The 18,487-nt window shown below is 71.3% G+C and carries 9 protein-coding genes and 10 pseudogenes; 8 read left to right on the top strand and 11 right to left on the bottom strand.

Going from position 1 to position 18,487, the window contains the following annotated elements; translation table 11 throughout:
• Positions 1–154 precede the first annotated feature (154 nt).
• From ACZ8AI_RS06145 to ACZ8AI_RS06125, 5 genes and pseudogenes are all read left to right on the top strand, one after another.
• The gene (locus ACZ8AI_RS06145) at positions 155–1,189 is read left to right on the top strand and encodes a Gfo/Idh/MocA family protein (protein WP_464857309.1); all 1,035 of its coding nucleotides are present in this window, start codon (positions 155–157) and stop codon (positions 1,187–1,189) included.
• Positions 1,190–1,200: 11 nt separating this feature from the next.
• Positions 1,201–1,836: a hypothetical protein gene (locus tag ACZ8AI_RS06140; protein ID WP_464857515.1), complete on the top strand. Its 636-nt coding sequence runs from the start codon at positions 1,201–1,203 to the stop codon at positions 1,834–1,836.
• Positions 1,740–2,699, top strand: coding sequence for a D-alanyl-D-alanine carboxypeptidase/D-alanyl-D-alanine endopeptidase (dacB, locus tag ACZ8AI_RS06135; protein WP_464857499.1), 960 nt, complete (start codon positions 1,740–1,742; stop codon positions 2,697–2,699). Before ACZ8AI_RS06140 ends, dacB begins: the two co-directional genes overlap by 97 nt.
• 23 nt (positions 2,700–2,722) lie before the next feature.
• Positions 2,723–3,342 (top strand): annotated as a pseudogene (locus tag ACZ8AI_RS06130) (isochorismatase family protein).
• A 98-nt stretch (positions 3,343–3,440) separates the two neighbouring features.
• Positions 3,441–4,862 carry an NAD-dependent succinate-semialdehyde dehydrogenase gene (locus ACZ8AI_RS06125; protein ID WP_464857497.1) on the top strand — a complete coding sequence of 474 codons (1,422 nt, stop codon included), beginning with the start codon at positions 3,441–3,443 and terminating at the stop codon, positions 4,860–4,862.
• Between the two features lie 115 nt (positions 4,863–4,977).
• On the opposite strand, the pseudogene ACZ8AI_RS06120 reads toward ACZ8AI_RS06125, so the two are convergent.
• The 11 genes and pseudogenes from ACZ8AI_RS06120 to ACZ8AI_RS06070 all read right to left on the bottom strand — a co-directional run.
• Positions 4,978–6,772 (bottom strand): annotated as a pseudogene (locus tag ACZ8AI_RS06120) (ABC transporter ATP-binding protein); the annotation flags it as partial.
• Between the two features lie 66 nt (positions 6,773–6,838).
• Positions 6,839–7,054: a hypothetical protein gene (locus tag ACZ8AI_RS06115; protein WP_464857307.1), complete on the bottom strand. Its 216-nt coding sequence runs from the start codon at positions 7,052–7,054 to the stop codon at positions 6,839–6,841.
• Between the two features lie 228 nt (positions 7,055–7,282).
• Positions 7,283–8,654: pseudogene (locus ACZ8AI_RS06110) on the bottom strand (MFS transporter).
• Positions 8,655–8,902: 248 nt separating this feature from the next.
• Positions 8,903–9,548 (bottom strand): annotated as a pseudogene (ribA, locus tag ACZ8AI_RS06105) (GTP cyclohydrolase II); the annotation flags it as partial.
• Positions 9,549–9,624: 76 nt separating this feature from the next.
• A pseudogene (gene ribD / locus ACZ8AI_RS06100) lies at positions 9,625–10,609 on the bottom strand (bifunctional diaminohydroxyphosphoribosylaminopyrimidine deaminase/5-amino-6-(5-phosphoribosylamino)uracil reductase RibD); the annotation flags it as partial.
• Positions 10,610–10,662: 53 nt separating this feature from the next.
• On the bottom strand, positions 10,663–11,247 hold the full coding sequence (locus tag ACZ8AI_RS06095) for a GNAT family N-acetyltransferase (RefSeq protein ID WP_464857305.1): 585 nt from the start codon (positions 11,245–11,247) through the stop codon (positions 10,663–10,665).
• A gap of 2 nt (positions 11,248–11,249) precedes the next feature.
• Positions 11,250–12,261, bottom strand: a pseudogene (trpS, locus tag ACZ8AI_RS06090) (tryptophan--tRNA ligase).
• A gap of 42 nt (positions 12,262–12,303) precedes the next feature.
• Positions 12,304–13,144, bottom strand: a pseudogene (locus ACZ8AI_RS06085) (exodeoxyribonuclease III); the annotation flags it as partial.
• A 138-nt stretch (positions 13,145–13,282) separates the two neighbouring features.
• Positions 13,283–13,588 (bottom strand): HPr family phosphocarrier protein, encoded by a 306-nt coding sequence (locus ACZ8AI_RS06080; protein ID WP_464857303.1) that lies wholly within the window; start codon positions 13,586–13,588, stop codon positions 13,283–13,285.
• A gap of 51 nt (positions 13,589–13,639) precedes the next feature.
• Complete coding sequence (locus ACZ8AI_RS06075; protein WP_464857301.1) at positions 13,640–14,173, bottom strand: DeoR/GlpR family DNA-binding transcription regulator; 534 nt, start codon at positions 14,171–14,173, stop codon at positions 13,640–13,642.
• 151 nt (positions 14,174–14,324) lie between these two features.
• Positions 14,325–14,411, bottom strand: a pseudogene (locus ACZ8AI_RS06070) (D-beta-D-heptose 1-phosphate adenosyltransferase); the annotation flags it as partial.
• A gap of 264 nt (positions 14,412–14,675) precedes the next feature.
• Here ACZ8AI_RS06070 and ptsP point away from each other — a divergent pair.
• The 3 genes and pseudogenes from ptsP to ACZ8AI_RS06055 form a co-directional block, all read left to right on the top strand.
• A pseudogene (gene ptsP / locus ACZ8AI_RS06065) lies at positions 14,676–16,331 on the top strand (phosphoenolpyruvate--protein phosphotransferase).
• Between the two features lie 75 nt (positions 16,332–16,406).
• The gene (locus ACZ8AI_RS06060; protein WP_464857299.1) at positions 16,407–17,825 is read left to right on the top strand and encodes a PTS mannitol transporter subunit IICB; all 1,419 of its coding nucleotides are present in this window, start codon (positions 16,407–16,409) and stop codon (positions 17,823–17,825) included.
• 229 nt (positions 17,826–18,054) lie between these two features.
• Positions 18,055–18,487 (top strand): annotated as a pseudogene (locus tag ACZ8AI_RS06055) (PTS sugar transporter subunit IIA); the annotation flags it as partial.

Genomic DNA, 18,487 nt, shown 5'->3' with positions numbered 1-18,487 from the left:
GGGAAGGGCCCCGGGCCGGAGGACCGGCTCGGGGAGCGGCACCCCTGTTCGGGGGACCAGGAGCACGCTAGCTGGCAATCGCCCGTGGAGTCCATACCAAAGTGCTGCAGGATGACAGCGGCGTGGTGGGCGGCACCGCTGGTAGACAGGGGCCATGACGGTTCGCTGGGGAGTCATCGGCACGGGCGGCATCGCACGCTCCTTCGTGGGGGACTGCGTCCCCGCCGGGGTGGAGTTCGTCGCGGTCGGCAGCCGCACGGCGGACCGGGCGCAGGCGTTCGCCGACGAGTTCGGCATCCCGCGGGCGCACGGCTCGTACGAGGAACTCGTGGCCGACCCGGAGGTCGACGCGGTCTACGTCGCCACCCCGCACTCCCGTCACGCCGAGGACGCCCTGCTCGCGATCGCGGCCGGCAAGCACGTCCTCGTCGAGAAGGCGTTCACGATCACCGCCGACGAGGCACGCCGCGTGGTCGACGCGGCCCGACGCGCGGACGTCGCCGTGATGGAGGCGATGTGGACCCGCTTCCTCCCGCAGATGTCGATGATCCGCGAGCTCGTCGCCGAGGGCCGGATCGGCCGCGTCCGGGTGGTCGAGGCCACCCACCACCAGGCGCTGCCCGCCGATCCGCACCACCGGCTCAACGACCCGGAGCTCGGCGGCGGCGCGATCCTCGACCTCGGCGTCTACCCGATCTCGTTCGCGGTCGACGTGCTCGGGGTGCCGACGTCGGTCGTCGCCGCCGGGACGCTGAGCGAGCAGGGCGTCGACACCCAGATGGGCCTCGTCCTCACGCACCCGGGCGGGACGCAGTCGATGATCCACTTCGGGCTCGACCTCCGCAGCCCGAACACCGCGTCGGTGATCGGCGAGGACGGTCGCATCGACCTCGACGCGACCTGGTACACGCCGACGACGTGGCGGATCCGCGACCGTGACGGCGTCGTGGTCGAGGAGTACGACGGCCGCGAGGAACTGACCGGCTACGCGCACGAGGTCCGCGCGTTCGAGTCGATGGTGACGTCCGGCACCCACGAGGGCGGTCCGATGGACCCGGAGGAGACCATCGCGATCATGGCCCTGATGGACGAGGCACGTCGCCAGGTGGGCGTCCGGTACGCCGCCGACGACCGTCCCGTCACGACGGATCCGGTCGACGGCCTGGAGGCTCCTCCCGCAGTTCCGTAGGATCGTTCGCGATGTCCGACCACCAGCCTCCGTCGCGCTCCGTCGCGGACCGCGTCCGCCACGCGCTCACCGCCGCCCGCAGCTCCGCCGCCCGCCGTCCGGTGCCGTGGATCGCCGGGGGCCTGGCGACCGTCCTCGTGCTCGGGTCGGGAGGCGCCGTCGCGGTGGCCGCGGCCACGATGCCCGCGCCCCGGTCCTCGGCGTCCGCCGTCGCCGAGGAGACACGGACCCCGACGCCGACCGCCTCGCCGACCACCGCGAAGCCGTCGAGCACCCCGACACCGACGGGCCGCGCGGTCCCCGAGAAGACCACCGGGCCCTCCGCTCTCCGCACCTGCACGATCTCGGGTGCCGCCTCGGCGAGCGGCCTCGGCGCGTTCGAGGGCTACGTCATGAACGCGAAGACCGGCCAGGTGCTGTTCTCGCGCAACGGCGACAAGGCAGCGCAGACCGGCAGCGTCATGAAGACCCTGACGACGGCGACCGCGCTGGCCGTCGTCGGCGGGGGTACCGGATCCCGACCACCGTCACGAAGGAGTCCGGTGGCGCGATCGCGCTCGTCGGCCACGGGGATGCGACCCTGTCGGCTGGCGGGGCCACGGTCTACCCGGGCGCACCGACGCTCGGCCAGCTCGCCCAGCAGGTGAAGGCGAAGCTCGGCAACGCCCCGGTCACCACCATCGTCACGGACGACACGTACTGGAACGACGGCGACGCGTGGGACCCGACCTGGCCCGTCAGCGAGCGGACGATCGGGTACCAGCCGAACGTCACCGCGCTGATGGTCGACGGTGACCGGGCGAACCCCGGTGCCGCCACCTCGCCGCGTTCCACCGACCCGGTCGGTCGTGCGGGCACCCTCTTCCGCACCGCACTGGCGAACGCCGGTGTCGCCGGGGCGGCGAACGCGCAGATCGTCAAGCGCGCCACGACGAGCTCGGACACCATCGCGACGGTGTCGTCGCAGCCGGTCTCGACGCTCATCGGCCAGATGATCCCGAACTCCGACAACACGCTCGCCGAGATGCTCGCCCGGGTGTCGTCGAAGCAGTCCGGCTCGGACGGGTCCGCGGCGTCGCTGACGTCGGTCTACCAGAAGGCCCTCGGCTCGTACGGGGTCGACCCGGCCGGCATCGTGATCAAGGACGGCTCGGGTGAGAGCGCGGCGAACGCGGTGTCCCCGAACTTCGTCGCCCACCTGATGGTGCAGGTCGCCGCGGGTGCGAAGGGCCTCGGGACGCTCGCGAACGCCCTGCCCGTGTCCGGGCAGTCCGGCACGCTCGCCAGCCGGTTCACCGGTGCGAACGCCGTCGCGCGCGGCAAGGTGCACGCGAAGACCGGCTGGATCGACAGCGCGAACACGCTCGGCGGGTACATCGACGCCGCGGACGGCTCGCGCCTGACCTTCGCGTTCTACGCGATCGGGTCCTCGCGCGCCGCTGCGCTGCCGGCACTCGACCGGGTCACCGCGGCCACCTACTCGTGCGGGAGCAAGCTCACCGGGTCCTGATCCGCGGGGTGTTGGATGGCTCCATGGCCAGGGCACTCCTCATCGTCGACGTCCAGAACGACTTCACCGAGGGCGGTGCCCTCGGTGTCACCGGGGAGCGGCGGTCGCTCGGCGCATCTCCGCGTTCCTCGGCCGGCACGCCGACGAGTACGACCTCATCGTCGCCTCGCGCGACTGGCACCACGGTGACGACGACAACGGCGGCCACTTCGCCGGCACGGCGGCGCCGGACTTCGTGACGACGTGGCCGGTGCACTGCGTCGCCGGGACCCCGGGGGCCGACTACCACCCCGACCTCGACACCGCGCCGATCGACGTCCACGTGTTCAAGGGGCAGGGGACGCCGGACTACTCGGCCTTCCAGGGCCGGACCGAGGGCGGCGTGCCGCTGCCCGACGTCCTCGTCGAGCACCACGTCACGTCCGTCGACGTCGTGGGCATCGCCACCGACCACTGCGTCCGGGCCTCGGCGCTCGACGCGCTCACCGCCGGGTACGCCGTCGAGGTCATCGACGACCTGGTCGCCGGTGTGGACCCGGAGCGCAGCGAGCGAGCCCTCGACGAGGTCCGGACGGCCGGCGGCCACATCGGCACGAGCGACATGGACGAGGGGCTCGCGAACCCCGGAGGAGCAGTACTGTGACCGACACCCGAACGACCGACACCACCACGACCACCGGACCCACCACCACCGTCGCGGACGACAACGTCTCCGTCGCCGGGGTCCCGGCGGGGCTCTTCATCGGCGGCAGCTGGCGGGCGGCCTCCGGCGGCCGGACGTTCCCGGTGCGAGACCCCTCCACGGGCGCGGTCCTCGCCGAGGTCGCCGACGCCACCCCCGAGGACGGCATCGCGGCCCTCGACGCCGCGGTCGCCGCGCAGGACGACTGGGCGGCGACCCCGCCCCGGCAGCGGTCCGACCTGCTGCGCCGGGCGTTCGACCTGGTGCGCGAGCACGCCGACGACCTCGCCGCGCTCATGACGCTCGAGATGGGCAAGCCGCTCGCCGAGGCCCGCGGCGAGGTGACGTACGGCGGCGAGTTCCTCCGGTGGTTCTCCGAAGAGGCCGTGCGGATCCACGGGGACTACCGCACGAACCCGGAGGGCACCGGCCGCGCCATCGTCCTGAAGCGCCCCGTCGGCCCGGTCTACGCGATCACGCCTTGGAACTTCCCGCTGGCGATGGCGACGCGGAAGATCGGCCCGGCGCTGGCCGCCGGGTGCACCGTCGTCGTGAAGCCGGCCGAACTCACCCCGCTGACGACCCTGTTCCTGGTCGAGCTGTTCCGTCGCGCCGGGTTGCCCGACGGCGTCCTCAACGTGGTGCCGTCACTCGATGCGAAGGACCTGTCCGAGCCGATCATCGCCGACCGACGGCTGCGGAAGCTGACCTTCACGGGATCGACGCCGGTCGGGTCGGCGCTCCTCAAGCAGGCGGCCGACAACGTCCTCAAGACGAGCATGGAGCTCGGCGGCAACGCCCCGCTCCTGGTGTTCGACGACGCCGACCTCGACACCGCGGTCACGAACGCGATGCTGGCGAAGTTCCGGAACGTGGGCGAGGCCTGCACCGCCGCGAACCGGTTCTTCGTGCAGGAGGGCATCGCGGATGCCTTCACGGCGGCGCTCACCGCGAAGGTCGAGGAGCTCCGGATCGGCCGCGGCAGCGAGGACGGCACCACGATGGGGCCGCTCATCGATGACCGCGCGGTGGACAAGGCCGCACGGCTGGTCGACGACGCCGTCACCCGTGGCGCCCGGCTCGTCACCGGTGGGCAGCGCGTGGACCGGCCCGGCACGTACTACGCGCCGACGGTGCTCGACGACGTGCAGCCCGGGTCGGAGATCCTCACGACCGAGATCTTCGGGCCGGTCGTCTCGATCACGCGGTTCACGACAGAGGAAGAGGGCATCCGCCTGGCGAACGACACCGAGTTCGGGCTGATCGCGTACGCGTACACGACGGACTTCGCCCGGGGCCAGCGGTTGGCGGAACGCCTCGAGACGGGGATGCTCGGCCTCAACACCGGGGTCGTCTCGAACGCGGCGTTCCCCTTCGGCGGCGTGAAGTCCTCCGGGCTCGGCCGCGAGGGCTCGCACGAGGGCATCGAGGAGTACCTCGAGACCGTCTACGTGCTGACGCCGGACCCCTTCGCCGCCTGACCCCTCCCCTCGCAACACGCAACGTCGGCGGTTGCTCGCAGCGACATACCGCTGCGAGCAACCGCCGACGCTGCGTTTCGCGGAACGGCCGGGGCGGGCGGGCCGGGCGGCCGTCGACGAGCAGCTGGTGCTTCGCCAGGTCGCGGTAGAGCGGCGTCGACTCGACGAGGCTCGGAGTGCATCCCGACCCCGACGACCCGCCCGTGCTCGAGCACGACGATGACGTCCGAGTCCACCACGGTGGAGAGCCGGTGCGCGATGACGAGCAGCGTGCGGTCCTCGGCGACGGCGTCGATCGCGAGCCGCATCTTCTGCTCGTTCACCCCGTCGAGCGACGACGTCGACTCGTCGAGCAGCAGGATCGGCGGCGCAGCGAGCAGCGCGCGGGCGATCGCCAGACGCTGACGCTCACCACCCGACAGCATGACCCCGTCCTCGCCGACCTGCGCGTCCAACCCCCGGGGATCGCGGTGCAGGACCTCGCCGAGGTTCACCGCCTCGAGCACGCGGGTGCAGTCGTCCTCCGTCGCGTCCGGCGACCCGAGCAGCAGGTTCGCGCGGATCGTGCCGGCCAGCACCGGGGCGTCCTGTTCGACGTAGCCGATCTGGGCGCGGAGCTCGGCGCGGTCGAGGCCGCGGACGTCGACGCCGCCCAGCCGGATCACTCCGTCGGTCGGGTCGTAGAACCGCTCGATGAGCGCGAGGGTCGTCGACTTGCCGGCACCGGACGGCCCCACCAGGGCGACCCGCGAACCGCGCGGCACCCGGAAGGACACGTCGTGCAGCACCGCCTGCTCGTCGTCGGCGGTGTCGGGGAGGTGAGTCGTGCCTCCAGGCCCGCCCGTCGACCCGGCGGACGCGACCGCGCCGTCGGGACCGGAGGCATCCGCGGAGCCGCGGTAGTGGAACGAGACGTGCTCGAAGGTGATGGCGTCGTCGGTCTCGACGGCGGCGGCGACGCGGACCGCGCCGTCGTCCTGCGCCTCGGTCGGCAGGTGCAGGATCTCCTCGATGCGCCCCAGAGCACCGAGGGCCTGTGCGACGGCGACGACCGCACCCATGGCCTGGCCGAGCGGCATGATCATCATGAACAGCAGCAGGATGAACGTGATGAGGGTCGCGATCGTGATCGTGCCCGCGGCGACCTGCGCGCCACCGACGCCGAGCACGGCGATGAACGCCACCTGCATGACGATGCTCGCGACCGGCACGACGAACGCCGACATCTTCGCGATGTCGAGCCCGCGCTTGTAGGCCTCGGTCGCGTGCGAGTCGACCTCGTGCACCTCGCGCTCGGTGGCGCCGGCCGCGCGGATCGTCCGGACGGCGCCGATGCCGCGCTCGACCGCGGCGGTCAGGTCGCCCACCTTCTCCTGCGCCTTCTTCGACGCGATGCGGATGCGTCGGCTCAGACCGCCGACGACGACGATGGCGACGAGCACGATGACGACGGTGATGCCGAGCAGGAGCGGGTCGATGATCGCCATGGCGATGACCGCGCCGATGAAGGTGAGCGCGCCGCCGATGGACTCGATGAGCCCCTGCGTGAGCACCGCACGGAGCAGCGTGGTGTCGCTGCCGACGCGGGACACCAGGTCGCCGGTGCGACGCGTGTCGAACTCGGAGATCGGCAGGTTGAGGATGCGGGCGATGAGCTTGCGGCGGGTGGAGAGGACCACACCCTCACCCGCGCGCTGGAGCAGGAAGTGCTGGACGCCGTTGAGGACCCCGGAGACGAGCACGAGGGCGACCAGGGCCCACACGAGCATGCTCAGCGTGTTGCCGTGCTGCACCGCGGTGACCACCTGGTTCACCAGCAGTGGCTGCGCGAGGGACGCACCCGCGCCGAGGATGCTCAGCACGATGATGACGACCATCGCGGGCTTGTTCTCGAACAGGTAGCCCAGCAGTCGGCCGAAGCTGGCGCGGGGGCCGTCGGTCTTCTTGGGTCGTGCGAAGGGGAGCTCATCGTGGTCCTAGTTTCTGCCGTATTTCTTGTGCACTGCCTGTCGGCTGACGCCGAGGAGCGTCGCGATCTCCTGCCACGAGGCGCCGGCCACCCGGGCGCGGCGGGCAGCGAGTTCCTCGGTCCGTTCGAGCTCACGTCGGAGCTCGCGCACGCTGGCGAGGGCGGAGAACGGGTCGTCTCGGGAGGCCCCCGCGGCGAGGCTCGTGATGGTCGGTCGGTCCATGGCTGTCAACCTACATTGACGCTCCGACATCTGTCAACCTGAGTTGACGGACAGGCGCGGGGTCGCCCGGGTGGGCGTGCGGGCGGAACCGGGCGTACCGAGCAGGAACGGGCGTACCGGGTCGGAAGTTCCGACCAGGTACGCCCGGATCCACACACCGGGGGACCGCAGACGGACGGGAGGCACGGTGCCAGCTGGCACCGTGCCTCCCGTCCGCAGCGCGCGTGCCTACCCGCGGACGTCCGCAGGCGCGGCGTCCGGCGCACCGGACCGGTCCGCCTCGTCGAGGTCGGCGCTCTTGGTCTCCCGCATGAACAGGAGGGCGACGAGCGTCACCACCGCGGCGATGGAGAGGTACAGGCCGACGAGGAAGATGTTCCCGTCGGGCTGCCACAGGGCCAACGCGATCGTCGGTGCGAGCGAGGCGCCGATGATCGACGCGACGTTGTACGCGATCGCCGAACCGGTGTAGCGGACGTTCGTCGGGAAGAGCTCCGGCAGCAGGGCACCCATCGGGCCGAACGTCAGACCCATCAGCGACAGGCCGACGATGAGGAACGTGACGACCGTGATCGGGCCGGTCGAGGCCGCGAACCAGATCTGGAACGTCAGACCGAACAGCGCGATGCCGATGGTGGTCGGGATGAGCGTGCGACGACGGCCGAACTTGTCCGCGAGGATGCCGGCGATCGGCGTGAGGATGCCGAAGAACACGACACCGATCATGAGCAGCGTGAGGAACTCGCCGCGGGTGTAGCCCAGGCCGATCTTCGGGACGAGCGGGCTCGCTTCCGTGCCGGTGGTGCCGTACGACAGCGTGAAGGTCGTCATGAAGTAGAAGAGCACGTACGTGGCGACCATGCCGAAGGTGCCGACGATGACGGCCTTCCACGAGGTGCGGAACACGCGGCCGAGCGGGACCTTCGCGACCGTGCCGGACTCCTGGACGCCGCGGAACACCGTGGACTCGACGAGCTTGAAGCGCACGTAGAGGCCGACGATGACGAGCACGGCGGACAGCAGGAACGGGATGCGCCAGCCCCAGGCCTGGAAGTCCGGGTTCGGGGAGCCGTCGGCGCCGGCGGGCATGGCGGCGTTGATCGCGATGAACAGGCCGTTCGCGAGCAGGAAGCCGATCAGGGCGCCGAGCTGCGGCATCGAGCCGAACACGCCGCGCTTGCCCTTCGGGGCGTTCTCGGTCGCCAGGAGGGCCGCGCCCGGACCACTCGCCACCGAGGCCGACGCCCTGGGCGAAGCGCATCACCGCGAGGAGGACCGGTGCCCAGATGCCGATCGAGGAGAACGTCGGCAGGCACCCGATGAGGAACGTCGCGGTGCCCATGACGAGCAGCGACGCCACGAGGGTCGCCTTGCGGCCGACGCGGTCACCGAAGTGGCCGAAGATGATCGACCCGACCGGCCGTGCGAAGAACGCGAGGGCGAAGGTGACGAACGACGACAGCTGCGATGCGGTGGGGTCCTCGTTCGGGAAGAACAGCGTCGGGAAGACGAGGACCGCGGCGGTCGCGTAGACGTAGAAGTCGTAGAACTCGATGGAGGTGCCGACGAGGCTGGCGATCACGACGCGGGAGCGCTGGATTGCCGGCGGTCTTCGGGGCTGCGGGTGCCGGTGCGGCGGACATGTGGTGAGGAGACTCCGTGGGGCGCGCTCGTGCTGAGGCGCAGCGGTGGTCCGGACGGCGGACACCGATCGGTTCGCGCAGGGTGGCGCGGGCACCGATCGGGTGCGTTCGGAACTGGGTGGTGGCCCGCTTGTGACGGAGGACAACAGCGTACGACAGATGTCGCGGACCTGCCCGAATCCGCCCTGAACGGGCCGAGCGGGTCTCAGGCGAGCGGGCTGCCCGCTTCGAGGTGTGCCGGCAGCTGGTGACCCATCCGGTCGCGCTTCAGTGTCAGGTACCCGGCGTTCTGCGCGGAGATGCCGACGACGAGCGGCACGAGCCCCTCGACGGTGATGCCGTGCTCCTCGAGCTGCCGCCGCTTCTCGGGGTTGTTCGACAGCAGTCGGACGCTGGTCCAGACCGAGGTCAGCGAGGATGCCGGCGGCGCCGCCGTACGCGCGCGAGTCGGCGGGCAGCCCGAGCGCGAGGTTGGCGTCGAGGGTGTCGAGCCCGTCCTCTTGCAGGCGGTACGCCTTGAGCTTGTTGATGAGCCCGATGCCGCGCCCCTCTTGCCCGCGGAGGTAGACCACCACACCGCCCTCGGCCGCGATCGTGTCGAGCGCCGCGTCGAGCTGCGGGCCGCACTCGCACTTCAGCGACCCGAAGGCCTCGCCGGTCAGGCACTCGGAGTGCACCCGGACGAGCGCGCCGTCGCGGGGAGCGGCGCCGTCGGGGTCGGTGGCGATGATCGCGACGTGCTCGGCGCTCGTGACGAGGTCGCGGTAGGCGCGCATCTCGAACGTGCCGTGCGTCGTCGGGACGTTCGTGGACACCTCGAAGTGGACCGGGCTCCCGGGGGTGGGGGAGGTGAGTGCGTCGGTCATGGGGTGCTCCGGTCGTCCTGGGGCCCGCGTTCCGGAGCTCGTCCGCCGCGGGCGTCGCCGCGCGGTGGGGTCGTGCTCGGACCAGCAGGTCGGGGCCGAGGCTGGTGGTCGATAGTACGTCCAACCTCCGACGGTCGCCGATGCTTCCCACGCCGACGTCACCGAGCGCCACACGGGGACCGCCCAGCAGGACGGGCGCGAGGTACACGAGGTACTCGTCGACGAGACCAGCGGCGATGAGCGCCGAGGCGACGGTCGGACCGCCCTCGACGAACACCGAGTGCACACCGTGCTCGCGGAGGGCTCGGAGGGCGGCCTCGAGGTCGTGGCCGGGGAGCGTCAGCAGCCCCGGGGTGGCGACGGACGGCGGCGTCGTCGGGGACCGGGCGGTCGCCGAGCACGACCGGGAGCGGCTGGTCGGCGAGGAGTTCGCCGGCGTCGCCCCGCGCGGTGAGGCTCGGGTCGTCGGTGAGGACGGTGCCGGTGCCGACCAGGATCGCGTCGTGCGCGGCGCGCTGTTCGTGGACGTGCTGCCGGGCGGCGGCGCCGGTGATCCACTGGCTCGTGCCGTCCGCCGCGGCGGCACGGCCGTCGAGGCTGGAGGCCCACTTCACGGTGACCCACGGGCGTCCGAGCCGGACGGAGAGGAGCCACCGTTCGAGGAAGGCCTCGGCGTCGTCCGCGAGCACGCCCGTCACGACGTCGACGCCACCGTCGCGCAGCCGGTCGCCGCCGCCGTGCACGTTCGCGCCCGGGTCGTCGATCGCGTACACGACCCGGGCGATGCCGGCCTCGAGCAGGGCGACGGCGCACGGGCCGGTGCGTCCGGTGTGGTTGCAGGGTTCGAGGGTGACGACGGCGGTCGCCCCGCGGAGGAGCTCCGGCGCCACCTTGGCCATGGCGTCGACCTCGGCGTGGGGCGTGCCGGCGCCCTTGTGCCAGCCCTCGGCGAGGACCTCGCCGCCGGGGGAGAGGATGACCGCTCCGACGCGGGCGTGGTCACCGACGGCCGGGCCGAGCGCGGCGAGTTCGAGCCCGCGGCGCATCGCACGGACCTCCGCCGGGGAGGCGGGTGTCGGCGACGGATCGGTGGAGCGGCTCACGGACCGAGACTACCGGCGTCGCCGAACGTCTCGGGCGGCCACGGCAGCTCTGATGCGGGTGTGCCGTCCGCACGGCGGGAGGCCCTTCCCGCGGTCGTCGGGGCGCCGCCACGACCGGGGATCAGCGCGGGACCGGACCCCGTGTACGAGAACCCCGCCGCCCGTGCGACCGAGGCGGACGCGGTGTTGCCCGCGTAGCACTCCCAGTACACGTCCGGAGCACCCTGCGCGAAGGCCCAGTCGAGCACGAGCCGGACCGCGTCGTGCATCAGTCCGGTGCCGCGGGCCGACGGCGCGAGCCAGAACCCGAGGTCGCGGTGCGCCGTGCGGTACCCGATGACGCCCTCGAGCCAGGTCGACCCGGTACGACGGATCGCCCAGGTGTACTCGCGGTCCGACGCCCAGCCGGGGCCGACCAGGGCGTCCACGAAGGTGGTGGCGTCACGGGCGGTGTACGGCGTCGGGATGGTCGTCCAGCGCACGATGTCCGGGTCTTGGCAGGCCTCGGTGATCGCCGCGGCGTCCGCCCGGGTGGGCACGTCGAGGTGCACCCGGTCGGACGACAGCGTGACGGGGAGCATGCTCAGACGCGCGAACGCGGGACGAAGCCGATGCGGTCGTACACCCGCGCGAGGGTCTCGCGGGCGATCGACTCGGCCCGCTCGGCGCCGACCGCCAGCAGCCGGTCGAGCTCCGCCGGGTCGTCCAGCAGTTCGAGGGTGCGGGCGCGCACCGGCTCGAGCTCGGCGACGACCGCGTCCGCGACCTCGCCCTTCAGGTCGCCGTAGCCCTTGCCCGCGAACGACGCCTCGAGCGCGGCGACCGGGGTGCCGGTGAACGCGGAGAGGATCGACAGCAGGTTCGTCACACCCGGCTTCGCCTGACGGTCGGCCCGGATCTCGCGCTCGGCGTCGGTGACGGCCGACTTGATCTTCTTCGCCGTGCGCTTCGGGTCGTCGAGCAGTCGCACGAGACCGCTGTCGGACGCCGCCGACTTGCTCATCTTGCTCGTCGGGTCCTGGAGGTCGTAGATGCGGGCCGTCTCGGTGAGGATGCGTGCCTCCGGGACGACGAACGTGTCGCCGAACCGCGAGTTGAACCGACCGGCGAGATCACGGGTGAGCTCGACGTGCTGCCGCTGGTCGTCCCCGACCGGCACCACCTTCGTGTCGTACAGCAAGATGTCCGACGCCATCAGGATCGGGTACGTGAAGAGCCCGACGGACGCGGCCTCGGCGCCCTGACGCGCCGACTTGTCCTTGAACTGGGTCATCCGGCTCGCCTCGCCGAAGCCGGTGAGGGTGTTGAGCACCCAGGCGAGCTCGGCGTGGGCGGGGACGTGCGACTGCACGAACAGGGTCGCCTTCGTCGGGTCGATGCCCGAGGCGATGTACTGCGCGGCCGTCGCCCGGGTGTTCGCCCGGAGCTCCGCCGGGTCCTGCGGGGAGGTGATCGCGTGCATATCGACGACGCAGTAGATCGCGTCGTAGTCGTCGAGCAGGTCGCGCCACTGCATGAGCGCGCCGATGTAGTTGCCGAGGTGCAGTGAGCCGGCCGGACGGCTGGATGCCCGAGAAGATGCGGGTCTTGGTCATGGTGGTGCTCCGGTGCGTGAGGTGAAGCGGCGGGGAGGTCCAGAGTTCGTAGTCGACGACCACGGGGGCGTGGTCGGACCATCGCTGGTCGTACGCCGCGGCCCGGTCGACCGTGTACCCGGTCACCTTGGCGGCGAGGTCCGGCGTCGCCATCTGGTAGTCGATGCGCCAGCCGGTGTCGTTGTCGAACGCCTGGCCGCGCCAGGACCACCACGCTGTACGGCCCCTCGACGTCGCCGGCCTGCGCACGACCGACGTCGACCCAGCCGAGCCCCGGGCCGGTGGACCCGTCGGCGCCCTCGACCTGCTCGCCGTCCGCACCGAAGAAGCGCGAGAAGTAGGCACGCTCGCGCGGCAGGAAGCCGGCGCGCTTGACGTTGCCCTTCCAGTTCTTGATGTCCCGCTGGTCGTGGCCGACGTTGAGGTCACCGACGACGACGGCGAGCGGGTTGTGCGCGCGCAGGGCGGGCAGGCGCTCCGTCATCGCGTCGAGGAACTTCCACTTCTCGTCCTGCTTCGGGGTGTCGACCTCGCCCGAGTGCACGTACGTCGACACGACGGTCACGGTGGTGCCGCCGATCTCGTAGTCGGCCTCGAGCCAGCGCCCGGCGGAGTCGAAGTCGTCGGCGCCCAGTGCGACGCGGTGGATCTGCGCGGAGTGCCGCGAGGCGATCGCCACCCCGGCCCGGCCCTTCGCGGTCGCCGGGTCGTGCACGACGTCCCACTCGTCACCGAGCAGACCGGCGAGGTCGTCGCTCGACGCGCGGACCTCCTGCAGGGCGAGCACGTCGACGTCGCGGGTGGCGAGCCAGTCGCCCATCCCCTTCCGGAACGCGGCACGGATGCCGTTCACGTTGACGGATGCGAGGCGCAGGCGTGTCATGCAGAACACCCTATCGGCGGGTGCCGACAGCCCTGGACGCACCCTGGATGGACGGGAGGGCGCGGTGCCAGCTGGCACCGCGCCTCCAGTCCGTCAGGTGGTCGCGGCAGCGTCCGGGACGCGACGCGACCGACGCGATCAGGCCGCGTCGTGGTCCGTCTTCAGGAACTCGACCAGGCTGTCCGCGGTCGTCTCGGCGTCGTCGCCGGAGACCGTGAGGGTGACCTCGTCGCCGTTCTCGATGCCGAGACCGAGCAGGGCGAGGATGCTGCCCGCGTTGCCGGACTTGTCGCCCTTCGCGATCGTGACCTGGTGTCCCGACGCGGTCACGGTCTGGACGAACAGGGAGGCGGGGCGCGTGCAGGCCGGACGCGCTGGCGACGGTGACGGTGCGGGTGGCTTCGGACATCGATGAACTCCTAGTCGATGGGTGGTGGCGCTCATGGTAGCGAGCGACCGGTGGGTGGGTGCGGTGAGGGGCGCGGGGGCGCGACGTCAGTCGCGGCCGGGCCAGAAGACCTCGGTGCCGGCGGCCTCGACCTCGCGCACCAGGTCGGCGTTGACGCCCAGGTCGGTGATGATCGTGTCGATGGCGGCGAGCGGCGCGACGCGGCCGAACTCCTCGCGACCGAACTTGGTGTGGTCGGCGAGCAGGATGCTCCGTCGGGCGGACTTGATCATGGCGCTCTTCACGGCGGCCTCGGCCATGTTGTGCGTCGTCAGGCCGCGCTCGGGGGTGATCCCGTTGATGCTGATGAACGCGACGTCGACGCTCACCATGCCGATGAGCTGGTGGGTCCAGGTGCCGACCCCGGCGAGCGAGTCGCTCCGGATGTTGCCGCCGAGCAGGTGCAGGTCGATGCCGGCCCGGTTCGCGACGGCCATGGCGACGGGCAGCGAGTGCGTGACGACGGTGAGGCCGCGGTCGGTGGGGAGCATCTCGGCGAGGCAGATCGTCGAGGTGCCGGCGTCGATCATGACCGACCCGTTCTCGGGCAGCTCGTCGAGGGCCGCTTCGGCGATGACCATCTTCTCGGACTGGTTGATGCCGCCACGGTCGCCGACCCCCGGGTGCAGGGTGATCCGCTCGACCGGGATCGCGCCACCGTGGGCGCGACGGGACGAGTCCGCGCCGCTCGAGGCTGGTGAGGTCGCGGCGGATGGTCTCGGGCGTGACCTCGAGCAGCTCGGCGAGGTCCTTCACGTCGACCCGGCCCTGCTCGCGGGCCCGTTCGACGATGCGCTGGTGGCGCTCTGGTGCGTACATCGGGGGCCTCGTGGTCTGGGGACGGTGGAGTCGGAACGGAACGGACATGCTCGGACACGATGGCGGCGGTCGTGTTCGGAACCGATCAGCCGCCAGACGCAAACGGGCATCTGTTTCTGCATTTTTATCCCCGGATGTGTTTGTTTGTCAACGCGGATCGGGGTAGTGTGCTGCACAGCCGCACCGGCGGGGTCCCGTCTCCGCGTCGCGCGCACCGAACGAACCACCCCCACCGCACGTGCGTGTGAGATGAAGGAGTCTCGAATGTCCGAACTGCTCGGAACCGGCGTCGGCCGTGGCGTCGCCCACGGCCCCGTGCTCCGGATGGCGGACCCGCTCGGCGAACCGTCGACCACGCCGCTCGAGGGTTCGGCGGACGACGCGAAGCAGGCCGTCGCCACGGCGATCGCCGCCGTCGCCGAGGACCTCAACAAGCGCGGACAGCTCGCCGGCGGCGACGCCCAGGCCGTGCTCGAGGCGCAGGCGCTCATGGCGCAGGACCCGACGCTCCTCGACGACGTGCACGCGCGCATCGACGGCGGCACCAACGCCGAGCGCGCCGTGCACGAGGCCTTCGCGCAGTTCCGCGACCTCCTCGTCGGCATGGGCGGCTACATGGGGGAGCGCGCGGCCGACCTCGACGACGTCGCGCAGCGCATCGTCGCGAAGCTCCGCGGCGTCGCCGCACCCGGCGTCCCCGAGTCGGACACCCCGTTCGTGCTCGTCGCCCGTGACCTCGCGCCCGCCGACACCGCACTCCTCGACCTCGACAAGGTCCTCGCCCTCGTCACCCGCGACGGCGGCCCCACCTCGCACACCGCGATCCTCGCCCGGGCGAAGGGCATCACCGCGATCGTCGGCGTCACCGGCGCAGACGACCTCGCCGAGGGACAGGCCGTCGTGGTCGACGCCGTCGCCGGCACGATCGTCACCGAGCCCTCCGCCGAGCTGGTGGCCGACGTCGAGCAGCGCATCGCCGACCGCCTCGCCGCCGCCGCCGCCCCGCTCACCGCCGGCGCGCTCGCCGACGGCCACACCGTGCCCCTGCTCGCGAACCTCGGCAGCCCCGCCGACGCCGCGGGCGCCGTTGCTCTCGGTGCGGAGGGCGTGGGGCTCTTCCGCACCGAGTTCCTCTTCCTCGACTCGCCCAAGGCGCCGACCGTCGCCGAGCAGCAGGAGTCCTACCGGCAGCTCCTCGAGGCGTTCCCCGGCAAGAAGGTCGTCGTCCGCGCCCTCGACGCCGGCGCCGACAAGCCGCTGCCGTTCCTCACCGACAAGGACGAGGAGAACCCCGGCCCTCGGGCGCCGCGGCCTCCGTGCGCTGCGGAACCACCCCGAGGTGCTCCGCGACCAGCTCACCGCGCTGGCCCAGGCCGACGCCGAGACCGAGGCCGACCTCTGGGTGATGGCCCCGATGGTCGCCGACGCCGAGGAGACGGAGTACTTCGTCGACCTCGCCCGCGAGCTCGGCATCCGCACCGCCGGCGTCATGGCCGAGGTCCCTCCCTCGCGCTGATGGCCGACCAGGTCTTCACCTCCGCCGACTTCGTGTCCATCGGCACGAACGACCTGACCCAGTACACGATGGCCGCCGACCGCATGCTCGGCACCGTCGCGTCCTACCAGGACCCGTGGCACCCCGCCGTCCTGCGCCTCGTCGCACAGCTCGGTGCGGCCGGTGCGGCCGCCGGCAAGCCCGTCGGCATCTGCGGCGAGGCCGCGGCCGACCCGCTGCTCGCCGTCGTGCTCGTCGGCCTCGGCGCCACCACCCTCTCCATGACCCCCGCGGCCCTCGCCGACGTGCGCGCCGAACTCGGCAACCACACCCTCGAGCAGGCCCGCGAGATGGCGACGGCAGCACTCGCCGCGAGCACGGCGGCGGCCGCGAAGTCCGCCGCGGCCGCGGTGCACGCCGCCTGAGCCGCCCCCACAGCACCACCCGATCCCAGCACCACCCCTCACACAGCAGCAGCACCTCACAGAAAGTCACCGCACATGACAACGTCGTCCGTTGCAGCGCCCGACGCACCCGCGAAGTCGCGGGGCGGCGCACGCGTCGCCGTTCAGAAGTTCGGCACGTTCCTCTCCGGCATGGTCATGCCCAACATCGCGATCTTCATCGCGTGGGGCATCATCACCGCCTTCTTCATCGAGACCGGCTGGACGCCCGTGGGCATCCTCGGCGGCTTCGGTGAGACGGGCGGCGTGGCGAACGTCGGGCTCGTCGGTCCGATCTTGACCTACCTCATCCCGCTCGCGATCGCGATCCAGGGTGGCCGGATGGTCTACGAGACCCGCGGCGCCGTCGTCGGCTCGATCATGACCATGGGTGTCATCATCGGCGCCAACGGCACGACGATGATCCTCGGCGCGATGATCTGCGGCCCCCTCGGCGCGTACCTCATCAAGCAGATCGACAAGATCTGGGACGGCAAGATCAAGCCGGGCTTCGAGATGCTCGTGAACAACTACGCGGCCGGCATCCTCGGCTTCGGGCTCGCGATGGTCGGGTTCTTCTGGCTCGCCCCGCTGTTCAAGCTCATCGCCGAGGGCCTCGGCGACGCGGTGAACTTCCTCGTCCAGCACTCCCTGCTGCCGCTCGCCAGCGTCATCATCGAGCCGGCCAAGGTGTTCTTCCTGAACAACGCGATCAACCACGGTGTGCTCGACCAGCTCGGCGCGCAGCAGGTGCAGGAATCCGGCAAGTCGATCCTGTTCCTCCTCGAGGCGAACCCCGGCCCCGGCCTCGGCATCCTCCTCGCCTTCACGTTCTTCGGTGTCGGCATCGCCCGCTCGACCGCTCCCGGCGCGATCATCATCCAGTTCCTCGGCGGCATCCACGAGATCTACTTCCCGTACGTGCTGCAGAAGCCGATCCTGTTCATCGCCGTCATCCTCGGTGGTGCCACGGGCGTCGCGACCAACGTCGCGTTCCACTCCGGACTCGTCGCCCCGGCGTCCCCCGGATCGATCTTCGCGGTGCTCGGTGCGACCGCGAAGGACAGCTTCCTCGGCGTCATCCTGTCGGTCATCCTGTCCGCCGCGGTCTCGTTCGCGGTCGCGTCGTTCTTCCTCATCGCGACCCGCAAGCGTGACCTCGCCTCCGGCACCGGTGGCGACATGAGCGCGGCGATGGCCAAGCTCCAGGCGAACAAGGGCCGCGACGTCAACTCCGCGACCTCGGGTCTCCTCGGCAACAACAGCCCGGCGAACGAGCAGGAGTCGGAGGCCGCCCTCGGCGGCGTCGGCGCCGGTACGGCCACCGCGACGAAGGTCCGCAACGTGGTCTTCGCGTGCGACGCCGGCATGGGCTCGAGCGCGATGGGCGCCAGCGTCCTCCGCAACAAGGTGAAGAAGCGCCGGCATCGAAGGGGTCACGGTCGTCAACAAGGCGATCGCGAACCTGACCGGTGACGAGGACCTCATCATCACGCAGGAGGAACTGACGGACCGCGCGAAGCAGAAGAACCCGAACGCGCAGCACGTGTCGGTCGGCAACTTCATGAACGCCCCGCAGTACGACCAGGTCGTCGAGCAGCTCAAGAACCAGTAACGCCACAACCAGTAACGAAGTGCAGTATCGGAGGGGACGGGTACAGACCCGTCCCCTCCACCACGTCCTCGAACACCAAGGAGAACCCCGATGCCCGTCCTGCAGGAGAGCCAGATCCGCATCCACACCGAGGACACCGCCCCGACCAAGTCGGAGGCGATGAAGGAGGCGGCCGAGATCCTCGAGGCTGCAGGCGCGGTCACGGCGGACTACTACCCGGCGATGCTCGAGCGCGAGGAAGAGCGTCTCGACGTACATGGGGAACTTCCTCGCCATCCCGCACGGCACGAACGACGCGAAGGACGCCATCAAGTCGTCCGCGCTCTCGTTCATCCGCTACGCGACCCCGATCGACTGGGACGGCAACCCCGTCCGCTTCGTCGTCGGCATCGCCGGCGTCAACAACGAGCACCTCGACATCCTGTCGAAGATCGCGATCGTGTTCTCCGACGAGGACGAGGTCCAGAAGCTCACCGACGCCCCGGACACCGCCGCGATCCTGTCGATCCTCGGCGAGGTCAAC

The sequence above is a fragment of the Curtobacterium sp. AC273 genome, from assembly GCF_979253735.1.
This window is presented reverse-complemented; position numbering and strand designations above follow the sequence as displayed.

What these genes read in the sequence shown, in the direction of transcription:
- ACZ8AI_RS06075 (WP_464857301.1), bottom strand. Translation starts at nt 14,173, where the DNA reads ATGGTCATCGCCGAAGCGGCCCTCGACGAGCTGCCCGAGAACGGGTCG.
- ACZ8AI_RS06080 (WP_464857303.1), bottom strand. Translation starts at nt 13,588, where the DNA reads ATGAGCGCCACCACCCATCGACTAGGAGTTCATCGATGTCCGAAGCCA.
- ACZ8AI_RS06115 (WP_464857307.1), bottom strand. Translation starts at nt 7,054, where the DNA reads ATGGACCGACCGACCATCACGAGCCTCGCCGCGGGGGCCTCCCGAGAC.
- ACZ8AI_RS06095 (WP_464857305.1), bottom strand. Translation starts at nt 11,247, where the DNA reads ATGCTCCCCGTCACGCTGTCGTCCGACCGGGTGCACCTCGACGTGCCC.
- ACZ8AI_RS06140 (WP_464857515.1), top strand. Translation starts at nt 1,201, where the DNA reads ATGTCCGACCACCAGCCTCCGTCGCGCTCCGTCGCGGACCGCGTCCGC.
- ACZ8AI_RS06060 (WP_464857299.1), top strand. Translation starts at nt 16,407, where the DNA reads ATGACAACGTCGTCCGTTGCAGCGCCCGACGCACCCGCGAAGTCGCGG.
- ACZ8AI_RS06145 (WP_464857309.1), top strand. Translation starts at nt 155, where the DNA reads ATGACGGTTCGCTGGGGAGTCATCGGCACGGGCGGCATCGCACGCTCC.